This is a genomic window from Richelia sinica FACHB-800 (assembly GCF_014698825.1).
In the GTDB taxonomy this organism is placed as follows: Bacteria; Cyanobacteriota; Cyanobacteriia; order Cyanobacteriales; family Nostocaceae; genus FACHB-800.
In genome coordinates, this window is the sequence record NZ_JACJTT010000038.1 from 1 (window position 1) to 16,194 (window position 16,194).

General features: G+C 42.8%; 15 protein-coding genes and 1 pseudogene. 8 read left to right on the forward strand and 8 right to left on the reverse strand.

Going from position 1 to position 16,194, the window contains the following annotated elements; genetic code table 11:
• Positions 1–89: 89 nt before the first annotated feature.
• The 3 genes and pseudogenes from H6G73_RS19970 to H6G73_RS19975 form a co-directional block, all read right to left on the reverse strand.
• Positions 90–2,549 (reverse strand): beta strand repeat-containing protein, encoded by a 2,460-nt coding sequence (locus tag H6G73_RS19970; protein ID WP_313948720.1) that lies wholly within the window; start codon positions 2,547–2,549, stop codon positions 90–92.
• Positions 2,550–2,555: 6 nt separating this feature from the next.
• Positions 2,556–3,167 (reverse strand): annotated as a pseudogene (locus tag H6G73_RS25020) (hypothetical protein); the annotation flags it as partial.
• A gap of 90 nt (positions 3,168–3,257) precedes the next feature.
• On the reverse strand, positions 3,258–4,337 hold the full coding sequence (locus H6G73_RS19975; RefSeq protein ID WP_190607657.1) for a TIGR03032 family protein: 1,080 nt from the start codon (positions 4,335–4,337) through the stop codon (positions 3,258–3,260).
• 404 nt (positions 4,338–4,741) lie between these two features.
• On the opposite strand from H6G73_RS19975, the gene H6G73_RS19980 reads away from it, so the two are divergent.
• The 4 genes from H6G73_RS19980 (at position 4,742) to H6G73_RS19995 (ending at position 6,999) form a co-directional block, all read left to right on the forward strand.
• Entirely contained in the window at positions 4,742–4,924 is a 183-nt protein-coding gene (locus tag H6G73_RS19980) for a CsbD family protein (RefSeq protein WP_190607659.1), read from the forward strand.
• Between the two features lie 89 nt (positions 4,925–5,013).
• The gene (locus tag H6G73_RS19985; RefSeq protein ID WP_190607661.1) at positions 5,014–5,454 is read left to right on the forward strand and encodes a hypothetical protein; all 441 of its coding nucleotides are present in this window, start codon (positions 5,014–5,016) and stop codon (positions 5,452–5,454) included.
• 99 nt (positions 5,455–5,553) lie between these two features.
• Positions 5,554–6,075, forward strand: a complete 522-nt coding sequence (locus tag H6G73_RS19990) for a hypothetical protein (RefSeq protein WP_190607663.1) — start codon at positions 5,554–5,556, stop codon at positions 6,073–6,075.
• A gap of 300 nt (positions 6,076–6,375) precedes the next feature.
• Positions 6,376–6,999 carry a hypothetical protein gene (locus H6G73_RS19995; RefSeq protein WP_190607665.1) on the forward strand — a complete coding sequence of 208 codons (624 nt, stop codon included), beginning with the start codon at positions 6,376–6,378 and terminating at the stop codon, positions 6,997–6,999.
• A 178-nt stretch (positions 7,000–7,177) separates the two neighbouring features.
• On the opposite strand, the gene rpe is transcribed toward H6G73_RS19995, so the two are convergent.
• Entirely contained in the window at positions 7,178–7,885 is a 708-nt protein-coding gene (rpe, locus tag H6G73_RS20000) for a ribulose-phosphate 3-epimerase (RefSeq protein ID WP_190607667.1), read from the reverse strand.
• A gap of 189 nt (positions 7,886–8,074) precedes the next feature.
• Between rpe and H6G73_RS20005 the strand changes: the two genes are divergently transcribed.
• Together H6G73_RS20005 and H6G73_RS20010 are read left to right on the forward strand one after the other, a co-directional pair.
• A complete protein-coding gene (locus H6G73_RS20005; protein ID WP_190607668.1) occupies positions 8,075–9,670 on the forward strand; it encodes a S8 family serine peptidase in 1,596 nt (531 codons plus the stop codon).
• A 219-nt stretch (positions 9,671–9,889) separates the two neighbouring features.
• Positions 9,890–10,102 carry a proteinase inhibitor I4 serpin gene (locus H6G73_RS20010; protein WP_190607670.1) on the forward strand — a complete coding sequence of 71 codons (213 nt, stop codon included), beginning with the start codon at positions 9,890–9,892 and terminating at the stop codon, positions 10,100–10,102.
• A 100-nt stretch (positions 10,103–10,202) separates the two neighbouring features.
• Here H6G73_RS20010 and H6G73_RS20015 read toward each other — a convergent pair whose 3' ends face one another.
• Positions 10,203–11,378 (reverse strand): AI-2E family transporter, encoded by a 1,176-nt coding sequence (locus H6G73_RS20015; RefSeq protein ID WP_190607671.1) that lies wholly within the window; start codon positions 11,376–11,378, stop codon positions 10,203–10,205.
• Between the two features lie 107 nt (positions 11,379–11,485).
• Here H6G73_RS20015 and H6G73_RS20020 point away from each other — a divergent pair, with 107 nt between their 5' ends.
• Both H6G73_RS20020 and H6G73_RS20025 read left to right on the forward strand, forming a co-directional pair.
• Positions 11,486–11,872 carry a hypothetical protein gene (locus H6G73_RS20020; protein ID WP_190607673.1) on the forward strand — a complete coding sequence of 129 codons (387 nt, stop codon included), beginning with the start codon at positions 11,486–11,488 and terminating at the stop codon, positions 11,870–11,872.
• A gap of 293 nt (positions 11,873–12,165) precedes the next feature.
• Positions 12,166–13,584: an LCP family protein gene (locus H6G73_RS20025; protein WP_190607675.1), complete on the forward strand. Its 1,419-nt coding sequence runs from the start codon at positions 12,166–12,168 to the stop codon at positions 13,582–13,584.
• A gap of 94 nt (positions 13,585–13,678) precedes the next feature.
• Here the strand turns inward: H6G73_RS20025 and H6G73_RS20030 are convergent, their stop codons facing one another.
• The 3 genes from H6G73_RS20030 to era all read right to left on the reverse strand — a co-directional run bounded on the left by H6G73_RS20030 (position 13,679) and on the right by era (position 15,791).
• Entirely contained in the window at positions 13,679–13,831 is a 153-nt protein-coding gene (locus H6G73_RS20030) for a nicotinate phosphoribosyltransferase (RefSeq protein WP_190607677.1), read from the reverse strand.
• A gap of 314 nt (positions 13,832–14,145) precedes the next feature.
• On the reverse strand, positions 14,146–14,817 hold the full coding sequence (locus H6G73_RS20035; RefSeq protein WP_190607678.1) for a response regulator: 672 nt from the start codon (positions 14,815–14,817) through the stop codon (positions 14,146–14,148).
• Positions 14,817–15,791, reverse strand: a complete 975-nt coding sequence (gene era / locus H6G73_RS20040) for a GTPase Era (protein WP_190607680.1) — start codon at positions 15,789–15,791, stop codon at positions 14,817–14,819. Before era ends, H6G73_RS20035 begins: the two co-directional genes overlap by 1 nt.
• Between the last annotated feature and the right edge of the window lie 403 nt (positions 15,792–16,194).

Genomic DNA, 16,194 nt, shown 5'->3' on the forward strand with positions numbered 1-16,194 from the left:
ATTTGTTTGTTCTTTTTATTTCATCTTATTCCTCTGTCTTATCCTTCCTTTTGTGGTTGCATTTGTTTGCTTTTTCTCAGGGTATCCCGTTAGGTGCAAGATATAAGTAAAACTTTTTGGTAGTTCGCTACTGTATCAATACCACTAAGAGTCAGAGTACCTGTGGCAAAGTTGTAGCCTGGTGTAATTGCAGTGCCTGTGGTATCAGCAAAGACAAATTCCTGGAAGCCATTGAGGGGATTAGCGATCGTGATTGTAGCTTTAGTGAGAGTTGATGAATTACGGTCTACAAGACTCAGGTTACTACTCACAATCGAGATGGGACTGCCAGTAAAGTTGGTATTAAAATCAATACCTGCAACAGCACTACCACCAAGTCGAGATAGTTCTAGGCTACCGCCAGCACCTATCCCCGCACTACCAAACACCACATAGCTTTGCCCCGATAAGCTACCGTTGGGTTTTGCCCCGTCTGCCCCTATAATCAGGTCGTCGAAGCCATCACCGTTCACATCCCCCGCATTGCTGACGGACGAACCAGATGAGTCCAATGCGGTAATACCGTTAATTTTGAACCCGTTGCTGCCGTTGAGGGCTGAGAGGTTGAGGGTGGAAGTAAAGCCCCCACTTTTACCAAACACCACATAGCTTTGCCCGGAAGAGCTACCGTTGGGGTCTGCCCCACTTGCGCCGATAATCAGGTCGTCGAAGCCATCACCGTTCACATCCCCCGCACTGCTAACGGAGCGACCAGAGAAGTTATACGCTGTAATGCCGTTAATTTTGAAGCCGTTGCTGCCGTTGAGGTCTGATAAGTTGAGAGCAGAAGTAAAGCCCCCACTTTTACCAAACACCACATAGCTTTGCCCGGAAGAGCTACCGTTGGGGTCTGCCCCACTTGCGCCGATAATCAGGTCGTCGAAGCCATCACCGTTCACATCCCCCGCACTGCTAACGGAGCGACCAGAGAAGTTATACGCTGTAATGCCGTTAATTTTGAAGCCGTTGCTGCCGTTGAGGTCTGATAAGTTGAGAGCAGAAGTAAAGCCCCCACTTTTACCAAACACCACATAGCTTTGCCCCGATAAGCTACCGTTGGGTTCTGCCCTATATGCGCCGATAATCAGGTCGTCGAAGCCATCACCGTTCACATCCCCCGCACTGCTAACGGAGACACCAGATGAGTCATCTGCTGTAATGCCGTTAATGACGAAGCCGTTGCTGCCGTTGAGGTCAAAGAGGTTGAAGGTGGAAGTAAAGCCTCCACTTTTACCAAACATCACATAGCTTTGTCCAGATCTGCTACCGTTGGGATCTGCCCCACTTGCGCCGATGATCAGGTCGTCGAAGCCATCGCCGTTCACATCCCCTGCACTGCTGACGGAGCGACCAGAGAAGTTAAATGCGGTAATACCATTAATTTTGAAGCCGTTGCTGCCGTTGAGGGCTGAGAGGTTGAGGGTAGAAGTAAAGCCCTCACTTTTACCAAACACCACATAGCTTTGCCCGGAGTAGCTACCGTTGGGGTCTGCCCCGAATGCACCGATAATCAGGTCGTCGAAGCCATCACCGTTCACATCCCCCGCACTGCTGACGGTGCGACCAGAGAAGTCATACGCGGTAATGCCATTAATTTTGAAGCCGTTGACAAGACGATTGCCACTATTGAGGTCAAGTTCTGGGGCAGCATTACCAAACACCACATAGCTTTGCCCGGAGTAGCTACCGTTGGGGTCTGCCCCGAATGCACCGATAATCAGGTCGTCGAAGCCATCACCGTTCACATCCCCCGCACTGCTGACGGTGCGACCAGAGAAGTCATACGCGGTAATGCCATTAATTTTGAAGCCGTTGACAAGACGATTGCCACTATTGAGGTCAAGTTCTGGGGCAGCATTACCAAACACCACATAGCTTTGCCCGGAGTAGCTACCGTTGGGGTCTGCCCCGAATGCACCGATAATCAGGTCGTCGAAGCCATCACCGTTCACATCCCCCGCACTGCTGACGGAAAAACCTGAGCGGTCACCTGCTGTAATGCCGTTAATGACAAAGCCGTTGCTGCCGTTGAGGTCTGATAGGTTGAGGGCGGAGTTGAAACTCCCACTTTTACCAAACACCACATAGCTTTGCCCTGAAGCGTTACCGTTGGGGTCTGCCCTGTATGCCCCGATAATCAGGTCGTCAAAGCCATCACCGTTCACATCCCCCGCACTGCTGACGGTGCGACCAGAGTAGTCACCTGCTGTAATACCAGTAATTTTGAAGCCGTTGCTGCCGTTGAGGTCTGATAGGTTGAGGGCGGAAGTAAAGCCCCCACTTTTACCAAACACCACATAGCTTTGCCCTGAAGCGTTACCGTTGGGGTCTGCCGAGACTGCGCCGATAATCAGGTCGTCGAAGCCATCACCGTTCACATCCCCTGCACTGCTGACGGATATACCAGAGTAGTCATACGCGGTAATACCATTAATTTTGAAGCCGTTGCTGCCGTTGAGGCCTGATAGGTTGAGGGCGGAAGTAAAGCCCCCACTTTTCCCAAACACCACATAGCTTTGCCCGGAGGAGTTACCGTTGGGGTCTGCCCCGTATGCCCCGATAATCAGGTCGTCGAAGCCATCACCGTTGACATCCCCTGCACTGCTGACGGATATACCAGAGCGGTCACCTGCTGTAATGCCGTTAATGACAAAGCCGTTGCTGCCGTTGAGGCCTGATAGGTTGAGAGCAGAAGTAAAGCCTCCACTTTTACCAAACACCACATAGCTTTGCCCGGAGATGCTACCGTTGGGGTTTGCCCGGTATGCCCCGATAATCAGGTCGTCGAAGCCATCACCGTTGACATCCCCTGCATTGCTGACGGAAAAACCAGAGTAGTCCCTTGTTGTAATGCCGTTAATGACAAAGCCGTTGCTGCCGTTGAGGTCTGAGAGGTTGAGAGTGAAAGTAAAGCCCCCACTTTTACCAAACACCACATAGCTTTGCCCGGAGAAGTAACCATTGGGGTTTGCCCGGAATGCACCGATAATCAGCTCATCGAAGCCATCACCGTTCATATCCCCCGCACTGCTGACGGAGAAACCAGAGTAGTCATTTGCCGTAATACCATTAATTTTGAAGCCGTTGCTGCCGTTGAGGTCTGATAGATTTAAAACTGAATTAGCCATAATTTTTGTGACTGATTTTAGTTTTGGAAATAAATCAAGATTGGAATTGAGTTTCTCTATCTAAAAATTGGCTTGTGGTTTTATCTCATCTCAAATCTCAGATGCACCTATGGTGATGACGCGCCGAATTTCATCAGTACGAAAACCTATTGCCATTGGTCGCCTGATTCCCGGTAAAACTGCCACGTCATAAAGTTCTTCGACTACCCCTTCTAAACGCAGTGAGTGAACTACATCCCCGCTTCTCAGGTCAATAACCAGTAATCCGCAGCGTGGTTCGGCATTTTTCGCTTGTAATTGTTCATCTAGGGGCAATCCGCTAAAGGTTTTATTGTGCCTGGGTCGAGATATGCCTACTACTGTAAAGTCTCCGTGAAAGGCTAAACCACGCTGATAACCTGGGCAAAAGGTCACAGGTTCAAACACTCCCCGTTCCAAATCTGCGTAACCAAATTCTCCTCTACCGGAGTTTAGTAACCACAGTTTGTCTCTATACCAACGAGGTGAGTGGGGCATGGAAAGTCCGGTTAGTATGACTTCGTTATTTTCCACATCAATGACGCATCCACCGTCTACCCGTTTATCTCTCCATCCTTCTGCCACATCACTTTGGCTGATCACAGTCACATATTTAGATTTTCCATCTTGCAATGCCAACCCATTGAGATGGCATCTGTCTTCAGCTGCTAACTTGGAGATAAAAGGCGGCTGCCACAGGGGAATGAAACTATGGGTTTCGCTGACGGTTGCCAGACAGCTAAACAGGGTATTGACAAATACTAATTTTTGTGTATTATTTAACTCTCGCTGGAGAACAAGATCGTGGATGTCTAAATCTCCAGTGATGTAGCCTACTTGGGGTACATAAAGCGCGTCATAACCTTGATGAATTTGCCCTGGTTCTAAGGCATTTTCAAATCGCCATAGTTGATATAGCGAACTCATGTAAAGGCTTGAACCTGTTGTATACAAGCCCATACATCGATCTAATGTCCGCTCGAATACTGACAGATGTCCATCCGGCTGTAAGCCAATAAAAAACACCTTCCCAGCTTGATAAGTCGTGCAGGTGAGGCTAAGGTTCTGTTCGTAGAGCCAAGATGTAAACTGGCGGGAGGCATTGATTTCTAACGAAGGTGTAGATGTTGATGTGGCGATAGTTGTATTCACTGGTTTTTAGTTTTAAGAAATAAGAAAAAGGATGATGTCAATAAGTAGTGTAACTTAAGGGATAATGCGGACGGAATTAAAGGATAAGGTGGTTCTTGGGAACTTTGGGTGTCTTGGTTGGGGAAAGGCAAAAAGCAGGCGGCTGAAGGCAAAAGTAATAATTTCAACCCTTAAGTTTATTGAAAGTAGTAACTAATATACTTTGCATTTCTTAAACTTCGTGTACCTCACTTAAATGTGAATTTATATAACTTGACAAGTGTTAAATCTATCTTATTGCACAGATAGATAATGTATCCTGTGGTGGAAGTTGAAAACAGAAAAAATTAGCTAGTTTAAGGATGTGGTAATTACAAAAACCACCTATATAAACCAGATTAATTTTTTAAATTGAGGTTCTTGATATGAGTTTAGAAGAAAGAGCAAAAGCTACAGCTAAAAATATTGAAGGTAAGGCTCAAGAAGCGGTGGGAAACGTCACAGGAGATCCAGAAGATAAAGGTGAAGGTAAAGCCAAACAATCAGAAAGTGAGCTACGTCATGCCGTAGAAGATGTGAAAGATAAAGCTAAAGATGCACTGAAGTAAATTTTTACTTGATTGATAGCTGGGAATTAAAAAATCATCACACCATTCCTAAATTAGTCTGCATATCAATAATTGATGAGGAGGTAAAAATGATTCTGCTTCAGCAGAGTCGCAAAATCCTGACAACTATTGTCTTGATTTTAGTCTTGACAATAACTACTGCTTGCGGCGGCGGTAATGTTTCACAAGTTGACAGGACAACTAACCCTTCAGTAGTTGGTAGAGATGTCACTTATTCAGAATTAGAGCGGGGCAATAGCCCCAGTGGTCAAAGTTTTGGTAATTGGGTCGTTCAAACATCCCAAGGCTTAATTCAAGACGCTTATGTTCGAGATAATAATAAGCTGGGTGTGGTGATTTCTCCACAAGTTCGTCCGAATGAAGTAAAACCATTAGCCAAATCTTTAGTCCAAGGATTCAAAAAGAATTTCCCTAATCAAGATGTGCAAGTTTTAATGTATGGCCCAGACAAAAAATTAATTTTGACTGCTAATTATGATAATCAAAGCAATCAAATTAAATATAGCTAAGACGAGGATAAAAATTCCAACCTAAACAGTGGAAATCAAATTTTGTCCATGGAATCATCAAAATCTGGTGAGAGATATTACATATAGGAGCATAGTCCTGTGACCAGCAGTGAACAATATAGACGCGAAATCATGAAAGATTTGGCTCAAGGTGATGTGGAATCTTTGGCTGACACTCCACAAACTACAGGCCAAGAATATCAAACATTTGATGATTTTGCTCAAAGAACAACCACAGACCAAAGGCGACAATTATTTAATGAGTCCCTGCATCCAGAACGCATTCCACCGAGTCAAATGGAGCCAGAATTACAAAAGGCCATTTCTCAAATTAAACCAAATGAACGAGATGATGTAGCACGGGCCTTTTTCAAGCAGTTGAAGGAGCGGGGACTGGACGACAGACGTTTAGAACAGCAACTAAATCTTTCTACTCATCACCCTAACCGTATGAGTGCTGATGATGTCAGCAAACTAGCATCCTTCGCTTATCACAGCCATCCTGATATTTTCCGTGAAGTGTTGGCAGAACAACCAGGTATCATCAAATTTCTCAGTAATCCTATTGTAGCAGGAATTATCGGCATTGCAGCAGCTAAATGGTTAGGCAGTCGGAAGTAAGAATTAAAGCAAGTTTCTAGAGAAAAAACACCAAGATGGGAACGACCCATCTTTTTTATTGCTTCCTTGAAGTATTTATAAAATCTTTATCCAGGAAGGGAATCAAAAAGTTCTTACTTTCATCTGTAACCATGACACAGCATATCTAAAAAAATATTTTGCAGATAAATTACCATTTAAAGTTTTAGTAAAAAAACAAACCACTACTTGAAATGACTGTATTTATGGATTTAATAATATAGCTAAGTAAATAATTAAACATATGAGCCTTTTACTAGTTTCGCAAAATACCTCAAGTTTATGAAAAAGAGCTTTTTTTCACTAGCATCAGCAGCGGCTGTTGGTATTGCTACTACTCACTTTATCGCTCCTGCCCAAGCAGCAAAAATAGCAGGTTTTCAAACCCTGGGCAGTCAAATGACTGGTATGCAAGTTACAGCTCATTTTCAAAATGGTGGTTCACAAAACCTAACTTGGGCTTCTAGTGACACGCAATCAGGTGGTGTCAATGGTAATGGTTGGTCTTTAAATCAATCAGGTGATACCTTTAATTCCCCATGGATTTTGAATGCTAGCCAATCTCTTTCTTCTTTAATTATTAATGCCATTCCAGGAAATACAGTTTTTGACGATGGCTCTCACCCTAGTACAGAAGGTTCTGAAAGAGGCTGGTCTTTTGATGTTTTATTAGGAAATTTGCCGACTTCATTTCCATATTCCCATCCTATTGAAATTTCTGCTGGAGACTTATTTGGCAAACTAACATTAACTTGGGATAGGGGTTTTACTGGTGAGCTAAAATTTCTGGCTGATACTGATACTATAGTTCAAGCTGTTCCTGAAGCAACTTCAGTTGTGGGTCTACTAGCATTTGGAGTTTTTGGAGCAAGTTCTTTAATGAAGCGAAATAGCATCAGAATTTAATAGTTAAATAGCATTTTCCACAAATCTATTTTTTTAACTTCTTTATTAGTGTGTCAAAAGCCAAGTCGCTCACTCTAGATAAACCACCATACCGAGAAATCAAAATTGTTGCCAAAATAAATCCCCAAATTTTTCACAGAATTTGGGGATTTAGGTTTAACTTAATATCAGTATTGAATTAAACAGTAGCTAATTCTGGGGTTGGGCGCTTGCTGTTACGAATATTGTGAATGGCCTGGGCATAATCAGGAGCATTGAATACAGCAGAACCTGCCACTACTGCATTTGCACCAGCTTCTAAAACTTGCCAGGTGTTATTGGCTTTGAGTCCCCCGTCTACTTCAATCCAGGGGTTTAAACCACGTTCGTTACAAATCTGGCGCAACTTGCGGATTTTTGGTAATACAGCAGGAATAAAGCTTTGACCACCAAAACCGGGGTTCACGCTCATAATCAAAACTAAATCACAAAGCTCTAGCACATACTCAATCAATTCTAAAGGTGTACCAGGGTTGAGTACCACTCCAGCCTGTTTACCCAGTTCTTTAATTTGACCAAGAGTGCGGTGGAGGTGGGGTGAAGCGTTATGTTCAGCGTGTACAGAAATAATATCAGCACCCGCCTTCGCGAAACCTTCCACATACTTTTCTGGTTCCACAATCATTAAGTGGACATCCAGTGGTTTGGTGGTAACGGGACGAATCGCCTCCACAACCAGAGGGCCTATCGTAATATTAGGTACAAATCGACCGTCCATTACATCAACGTGAATCCAATCTGCTCCAGCTTTATCCACAGCACGAACTTCGTCACCCAGACGACTAAAATCGGCTGATAGGATAGAGGGGGCAATAACAATAGGTTTTTCAGATAGGTTTTGGGTCATGGCTAGTGGGTTTTTAAGCGTCCTCGTCTGTAAGCATTGTAACAAAACATGGAGTTTTTGCTCATAATTTTTCTAATGGCCTATGACGCAGAGGAATTGTGAACACAGAGATGTGGATGCTTGATTTATCTGTCCGGTGAATTTTTCTGCCTTTCTTAACACCCTTACCCCTCTACTCCCTTCTCAGTTATGAGCAAAAAACTAATTTGGCTTAGTGGTTTGACTGTTTCTTTGATGACTGTGCCTGTTGTGGCTGCGGTTAAATTGGGAACTTCTTTAGGAAGTAATGGTATTGATGCACTGAAACTTCAGCAGGCTCCTTACAATTTGACTGGGCGAAAAATTGCTATTGGTCAGGTAGAAATTGGTCGCCCTGGTATGTTTGGTTGGGATAAGGCGGTATCGAAGAATTCGGCGCTTTCTCCTGTGGCGGTGTTTTTACGCAATAGTCCAGCAAAGTCAAATAGCGGTGTTGACACCCATGCTTATAATGTGGCTGCGGTGATGGTGAGTAAGGATAAAGCTTTGCCAGGGGTTGCTCCTGAGGCGCGACTATATTCTTCGGCGGTTGGTTCCACGAAAAATATGGGTCAACCGGAAGAGTGTTTATCAGCGCAACACATTGCTTTGCAAAATGGTGGTGATATTCGGGCAATTAACTTTAGTTTTGGTGAACCTTTGAGCCGCGATCCTCGCTCCGATGCTGTGTTAGATGGTAATGCTTTGCTGACATTATGTATTGACTGGTCAAGTCGGTTTCATGATGTCGTGTATGCGATCGCTGGCAATCAAGGTAGAGGTGGTATTCCCATTCCTACAGATAATTTTAACGGAGTTAACGTGGCTTTTTCATCCCGGCGAGATGGGATTTTTAGAAAAGTGGATGTTTCTAATCTGGCAGGAAGTAATCAAGGTGTGGAGGGGCGATTAGTTGGTAAAGAGTTTAATATTGGCGGTAGACGAGCCATTGGCATAGTTGCACCTGGTAGTAATATTCCTCTGCTTGCTCCTGATGGCAAGGTGAATAAAGGTACAGGTACTAGTTTTGCTACACCGCACTTGACTGCGACTGTGGCTCTGTTACAAGAATTTGCTGACAGACAGTTACACAGCAAACAATCCCGTTGGACAACTGATGCTCGCAATCATCAAGTGATGAAAGCGGTACTACTCAACTCTGCCGATAAAATTAAAGATGGTGGTGATGGTTTGCGTTTAGGCATGACCAGAATTGTCATTGATAAACAAAACCGAGACTGGTTAAATTCTGATGCTTATCATGACCCAAAAATTCCTTTAGATGCACAAATGGGCAGTGGACATTTAAATGCTTTCCGTGCCTATACACAATTTAGTGCTGGACAATGGCGACCTGCTGAAGCTGTGTCAGCTATTGGATGGGATTATGGCACAGTCAATGCTGGTGAATCTGTGGAATATGCTCTAGCCCATCCCTTAAAACAGAATAGCTTTGTAGCTCTCACTTTATCTTGGGACAGATTGGTGGAGTTAGAAGATAAGAATAAGAATCAACAATATGATGTGGGCGAAAATTTTCGCGATCGCGGTGTCAACAATCTTGATTTATATTTAGTCCCAGCTAATACCCAGTCGAGTGATTCTGGTCAACTTTGCTCATCTATCAGCGACATCGATAATATAGAACATATTTTTTGTCCTGTTCCCAAAACAGGAAATTACAAAATCCGTGTTCAGTTTCGTCAACAGGTCAATACACCTACTCAACCTTATGCTTTGGCTTGGTGGACTGTACCTGAAAATTGATACCTGTTGGCCAGGACAACAGACGCAAGAGGAACTGTTTCTAGAGAATATATTTTCTGGAAATTGCCCAAACCAACATCCAAAATAGCCTCCTCCCTGTTACCAAAACTGTAACCGTCGCAGATTCTGTGTTTTTAAATGAGATATTGAACACTTAACACATCATTACAGTCTAACTTGATGGTATTAGACAAAATCTTGAGCAAGTGAGGCAAAAGCATGTATCGACAAAAGTTAAGTGCTGTGCGAGAGAGTTTTTTACAACGACGTTATGGGGTGAGCTTGGGTAGACGCTATGTTTTAGCGGCTGCCAGCGTTGTGTTGTTGGGTGTCATGGGCTATTCTCCACTGGATAACAATACAAATATGGTTGGTAAGTCAAATTTACCTAGTTCAGAGTTAGGATTTCCCAAGGAAAATAGCCAATTTTAAATGAACTTTGATGATGATTGATAGTTGTCAGGGCCAAGACTGGTCAAAGATTGGATTGAGATTGAGGATAGTTGTCAAGACAGGGTGAAAAGCGATCGCTTTAAGGTAAGGTAGCTTCAGACACGCTTAAAGGATTGTTTGTTTCTACGGTTGTAGATGATTCGGCTGTCATGGGTGCAGCTATCTCTCCTGGTGTAGTCTCCTCAGTATCACTACTCTGGGAAATAGGACGAACGGCGTTAATGATGGTCTTAATCACAACTGCACAGGGAACCGCTACAATCACTCCCAACAATCCACCAATTCGGGCACCAGTTAGCACAGATATTAAAATCCATACAGGATTTAACCCTGTAAAACTGCCTAAAATGCGGGGGGCAATTAAGTTTTCCAAAATTTGCTGGACGATTACAGCTGCTAATAAAACTCTGGCTCCCATCCAAAAATCTTGTAATGATACCAATAGGGTTGTTAAAGCAATACCCACAGAACCGCCAAAAGGAATCAGGGCCATAATTCCAATAGTTAACCCAAACAACAGCCCAAATGGCACTTTCAACCACAGAAAGGTGGGAATCAAGGCAGATGCCATGCAGGTAGATAAAATGAGTTGGGTAATGAAGAAATTTTGAAAGCTCAGACGGACTGTTCGGGAAAAAGGATCGCGAAATCGGGTTGGCAGCCATTCCACTAGGCTTTGCCACAGTTCATCCCCATGCTGCAACAAATAGAAGGTCAAAACCATGGTCAGCAGGAAATCTAATAGACTAGTAAAGGTAACTACCGCTAGGTTCAAAACCTGTCCAGCAATTGCCTGTAATTGACCCTTGACGCGATCGTTAATTTGGACTACCAAGGCATCCAAATTAATTGGTAAGCCCAGATTTTCTGCTTTCTCGTTTAACATCATTAATTGGGAGCGTCCAGAGTCAATCAACTCCGGTAGACGTGCCACCAATTGTTGTGCTTGTGTGAGGGCTAAAGGAAAGAGTGTCACCCCCAGTGCCAATAAAATGGACAAAGCCATTAAAAAGACTAAAATAGCTACTTGTTCCCGTCTGGCTCCATGGCGTTCCATCCAGCCAATGGGGTAGTTGAGCAGAAATGCTAGCACTGAGGCTCCGACTAAAATCACAATCAAAGAATGGAAATAATCGAAAATTGCCGAGATTGCCCAACCGTTGAGAACTAATATCGGAGCAACTAGCGCGATCGCCCCGATCTGCGCTATTGGTGTCAGGTTCTGCCACCAGTCTAGTAGCTTGCGTGTCTGCATTTTAGCTGATTGTGGGATAGAACTAAATGGAATTTTTCTTCACATACTATTATCTCTAACTACAGGACTGTCATTCATCCTTCTCGTTTCTGATCAGAGTCAAGACCATGGATAATCTACCCCCTTTTGACCAATTTCCTAACCATGAAGATATTTCCGGCTCTAGAGCGCAGCTAATTTTATATCTCATTCCCGTCCTGGGTTTTTTCCCCTCTTTATGGACTCTCTATCGTCGTCAAGGTAATCGGTCACAAATGATCGTGAGTCGATTATCAATCACTTTGGCTTTAACTTGGATGTTAGGATATAGTTTATTAGCTACTGGAGCAGCAACTTCAGAATTTTTAGCATTACGGCTGTTAATTTTAAATAGCCTTTTCACATCGGGTTATTTTTTAGTTAATATTTGGTTAATATTTCGCATCATTCAAGGTAAATCACATCGGTTGCCTGGTTTTAGCAACTTGGCTGAGAGATGGTTACGTCAGCAGTGATTAAAGTATTTTTGTCGGCTCTGAGGTCAGGAGTATTTTTACTGCCACACAAAGACTTTACATTTCATCGTCCACCGGATATGGTCAAATCTGGATTATTACTGCCATACTTCAATAAACATATCGCGGTAGGGTAATCACAAAGGAGAAAGACAATAAATCAGTATTTATTTTTCCTGGGGTCTATAGTTAGCAATGTTAATTAAGAGTTCGCTATCATAGTCTGATTTGTCTACTTATATTGAGTTATTCGGCCAACTTAAGCTATTTGAACAGTAAGTGTGAGGAAGTCTGTGACCGGTCAAAGAACATCAGCAGAAGGAAATCCATCAGCAAAGTCCCAGTACCGAGGTAGAGTGCCGCGCAAGTCAAAATCAGGACGCTTGCTATGGTTTGGGGTTGGTATGGGTGGGATTGCTTTAGTATCAGGAATGGCAGGGGCATTGCTAGCAGTATCCTGGGACAGCAAACCTTTACAACAGGCAGAACTTAGTCCCCAGGAGGCACAGGTATTTGACGCTGAAAGTATTGCTGGGAGTGGACTGCAATTTTCTCAATTAAACCGTCCTGTCAATATTTTATTGATGGGTATGAGTGTTTTGCCTCCTGATGTCAAACAACCACCAGATCACACTAAAAACTTAGGTTATTTACCACAGCTGAATTCTTTTGACGGACTTTCCGATGTCATGCTGTTGCTTAAGTTTGACCCTGATCAGAAGAAAATTACTATGCTCTCTATTCCTAGAGATACCCGTGCGGAGATTGAAGGGTATGGAATGAGAAAAATTAATGCTGCAAATGTGGAAGGTGGGCCAGCTTTAACAGCAAAAACTGTCAGTAATCTCCTCAATGGAGTGGGAATTGACCGCTATATTCGCATTAACGTGTTAGGAGTCGCTAAACTGATAGATGCCTTGGGTGGGGTGAATGTTTATGTGCCTAAGGATATGAAATATCGAGATGACTCTCAACATTTATATATTAATTTAAAAGCTGGCAAGCAACATCTGAACGGAGACCAAGCGTTACAATTACTACGTTATCGTCATGATGAATTAGGCGATATTGGACGTATTCAGCGACAGCAAATGGTCATTAGAGCATTGATTGATCAAACTATCAACCCTACTACTGTTACTCAACTACCGCAAATTCTGGAGACAGTTAAGGAGCATATAGACACTAATTTAAGTATTGAGGAACTCGTTGCTCTATTAGGTTTTGGAGTACGTACTAATCGCTCGAATATGCAAATGTTGATGCTTCCTGGTCGCTTTAGTGAAACCGGAGAGTTTGATGCTAGCTATTGGTTACCAAATAAAGATGGCATTGCTAAATTAATGAGCCAACATTTTGGCTTAGAATCAACTTCTCAAGAGTTACAGGTTAATGACCCTAGCAATGTCCGGATAGCTATTCAAGATAGTACAGGCAGCGATCGCTCTCAAATCCGTCCGTTAATTCGCTATTTGGAAGCCGCAGGATACCGCAATATCTTTATTTCCAAGCCTTGGGGTGAGCCTTTAGAAGTGACTCATATTGTCGCTCAACAAGGAGATGGAGATAGTGCAGAATTGATTCGTAGCACTTTAGGTTTTGGAGAAGTGCGTGTAGAAAGCACTGGGAATATTGCTTCTGATATTAGTATTCAGCTAGGTAGAGATTGGTGGCAACATAAGAGCCTACTGGAAGGTAATGTCAATCGATAATTGACCATTACACATAAAAAGGCGTGAGACTAAACCCACGCCTTTATTATTACTACTTCACTTCTCCAGTTGTGAAGTATTACTGAATTATCATCTACCACGATATCGCTCGACTTTTCTTATAGGGAACGCCTGTAAAGGGTTGGACACCAATCACAGGATAGGCATCATCGCTAGGAGCGAAAATCCGCATAGCAGCTTCAGAAATATACTGAGTTATACTAGCAATTATCTTGGAAACAGTCATATCTTTGACTCCTTTTTGATTGGCTTTTACTGCCATGTCTATAATGTAATACTCATCTGATGCGATCGCTCATTTTTTCAATATATTGAGAAGTTACGAAATTTTTTGACACCTATGTTTGCAATACTTTAATGGCTGGAGAGTAAGCCAAATCAATTGTAGACAAAACTTAATTTATGAGATGTGTTGGCAGGAAGAAAAAGTAGACTTATGGGATAAATATTTGTTGTTTCGCGCAAAGTCGCAAAGGCGCAAAGGAGCAAGGAAGAAGTCAAGAATTTGGACTTTTGCGGGCAGTTTGATGACATTCCGCATTAAACTAAACCAGAACGTAAAGCTACTACCACCGCTTGTACTCTGTCATCTACTGCCAATTTATTCATAATTCCCCGCACATGGGTTTTTACCGTGTTAGGACTCAGATAAAGTCTAGCAGCAATTTCTGGATTACTTAAACCTTCCACCATCAGTTTTAAAACTTCTAATTCACGATTTGAGAGGTTAGCACTGTTGTTGCTATGGCTAGGTGGTTTGAGATTATCCACCACACGACGAGCAATTTGCGGGTCGAGGTAAGTGGCACCATCAACAGCCGCAGCGATCGCATTTAATAACCGTTCAATACTCGCACCTTTGATACAATAGGCATCTGCACCACTAGATAAAGCGGCGATAATTTCCGTCTCTGTTTGGTGAGATGTCAGCATGACTACCCGAATATCTGGCATTGCTGTTTTAATTTGTTGTGTAGCAGCAATACCATCTAGTCGCGGTAAGCCAATATCCATCACCACCAATTGGGGTTTTAACTCCAGTGCTAATTGCACACCTAAATATCCATCTTCTGCTTGTCCGACAATCTCTAATTGGGGATGTGCCATTAATGATTGTTCTAGACCCAATTGCATCATCGGATCATCTTCGACAATTAACACACGCAATCGGGAAGCATCAGGGGAAAGATGGAGAGGGGAGCTAGGAAACATTATTCTTCAATACGATAGCCTAGTTCTGCCAAGTGCAGCCGTGAATGTCGCCATTTGGGTTGAACTTTGACAAATAGTTCTAGATAGACTTTACCGGAAATCAATTTTTGAATTTGTTCACGAGCAGCACTACCCACAGATTTGAGCATAGATCCACCTTTACCAATTAAGATGCCTTTTTGGGAATCTCGCTCAACGTGAATGGTAGCCATGACACGGGTAATTGTTGGGGTTTCTTCCACTTTATCAATAGCGATCGCTACTGAGTGGGGTACTTCTTCCCTAGTCAACAACAAAATCTGCTCCCGAATCAATTCACCCATGATGAACCGTTCCGGTTGGTCTGTGACCAAATCAGCGGGATAATATAGGGGGCCAGTTTCTAAGTTATTAATTAATAAATCTTGCAGTTGCAACAGCCCTGTACCATCCTTGGCAGAAAACTTGACGGATGGCCATTGGTGAGCATTTGCCAAATCCAGATAACTCTCATCTATCCGTTGAGAATCTGCTGTTTGTTGGTCGATTTTGTTAATACCGACAATGACTGGTGTGTGGCTACGAGTGAGTAAATCGGCAATATAGCGATCGCCCGTGCCACAAGGTACGGTACCATCAACTACAAATAACACTACATCTACCGACTCAATCGCAATTTTGGCATTTTCTACCAACACTTCTCCCAATTGATGATGGGGTTTATGAATTCCCGGTGTATCTACAAAAATTAGCTGGGCCGCATCTGTAGTCAGAATCCCACGTAGGCGATTACGAGTAGTTTGGGCTACTGGTGAAGTAATAGCAATTTTCTGCCCCACCAATTGATTCATCAAAGTAGATTTACCAACATTAGGGCGACCAATCAGACCAATAAAACCTGATTTAAACCCAGGAGGAGCTTGAGGAATAGTCACTTCTCCGGCAAAAGATAATGTATAGTTATCAATACTAGGCAATTTTGGTTCTACCTTCATATCATTCAACTAAGATAAAATTTTTTTCAGTTCAAAAACAGACATTAAATACCCCTAGCATTCCCAGGGTTAAACTGTGTTTAAGGTTTAACAAAAAATTTATTCCTCACATTACCTACTATACCAACAGCTAATTCCCTTAATAAATTCGGTTAGGTATCTTGCGTTTTCTCGCCTAAAATTTAGTATAACTTTTTTAATTCCCAATTTATTAGAGTATATCTACTGTTGACATTCATCTAAATTTATATTTAATTTTCCGCAATAAAAAAGCATAATTACTGAAGTAACTGCATCAGAATGAATCAGAATTTTTACTGATAGATTCTGCCCATATGAAATTTTAGGTTTGGGATAGGGAAATATGGACTGGTTAAAATTGGCACTTTCCCATCTGGATATT

Bases quoted from the DNA above. Each gene is read 5' to 3' on its own strand.
- H6G73_RS20010 (WP_190607670.1), top strand. From the start codon at position 9,890: ATGTATCGACAAAAGTTAAGTGCTGTGCGAGAGAGTTTTTTACAACGA.
- era (WP_190607680.1), bottom strand. From the start codon at position 15,791: ATGAAGGTAGAACCAAAATTGCCTAGTATTGATAACTATACATTATCT.
- H6G73_RS19980 (WP_190607659.1), top strand. From the start codon at position 4,742: ATGAGTTTAGAAGAAAGAGCAAAAGCTACAGCTAAAAATATTGAAGGT.
- H6G73_RS19985 (WP_190607661.1), top strand. From the start codon at position 5,014: ATGATTCTGCTTCAGCAGAGTCGCAAAATCCTGACAACTATTGTCTTG.
- H6G73_RS20015 (WP_190607671.1), bottom strand. From the start codon at position 11,378: ATGCAGACACGCAAGCTACTAGACTGGTGGCAGAACCTGACACCAATA.
- H6G73_RS20020 (WP_190607673.1), top strand. From the start codon at position 11,486: ATGGATAATCTACCCCCTTTTGACCAATTTCCTAACCATGAAGATATT.
- H6G73_RS20005 (WP_190607668.1), top strand. From the start codon at position 8,075: ATGAGCAAAAAACTAATTTGGCTTAGTGGTTTGACTGTTTCTTTGATG.
- H6G73_RS19995 (WP_190607665.1), top strand. From the start codon at position 6,376: ATGAAAAAGAGCTTTTTTTCACTAGCATCAGCAGCGGCTGTTGGTATT.
- rpe (WP_190607667.1), bottom strand. From the start codon at position 7,885: ATGACCCAAAACCTATCTGAAAAACCTATTGTTATTGCCCCCTCTATC.
- H6G73_RS20035 (WP_190607678.1), bottom strand. From the start codon at position 14,817: ATGTTTCCTAGCTCCCCTCTCCATCTTTCCCCTGATGCTTCCCGATTG.
- H6G73_RS20030 (WP_190607677.1), bottom strand. From the start codon at position 13,831: ATGACTGTTTCCAAGATAATTGCTAGTATAACTCAGTATATTTCTGAA.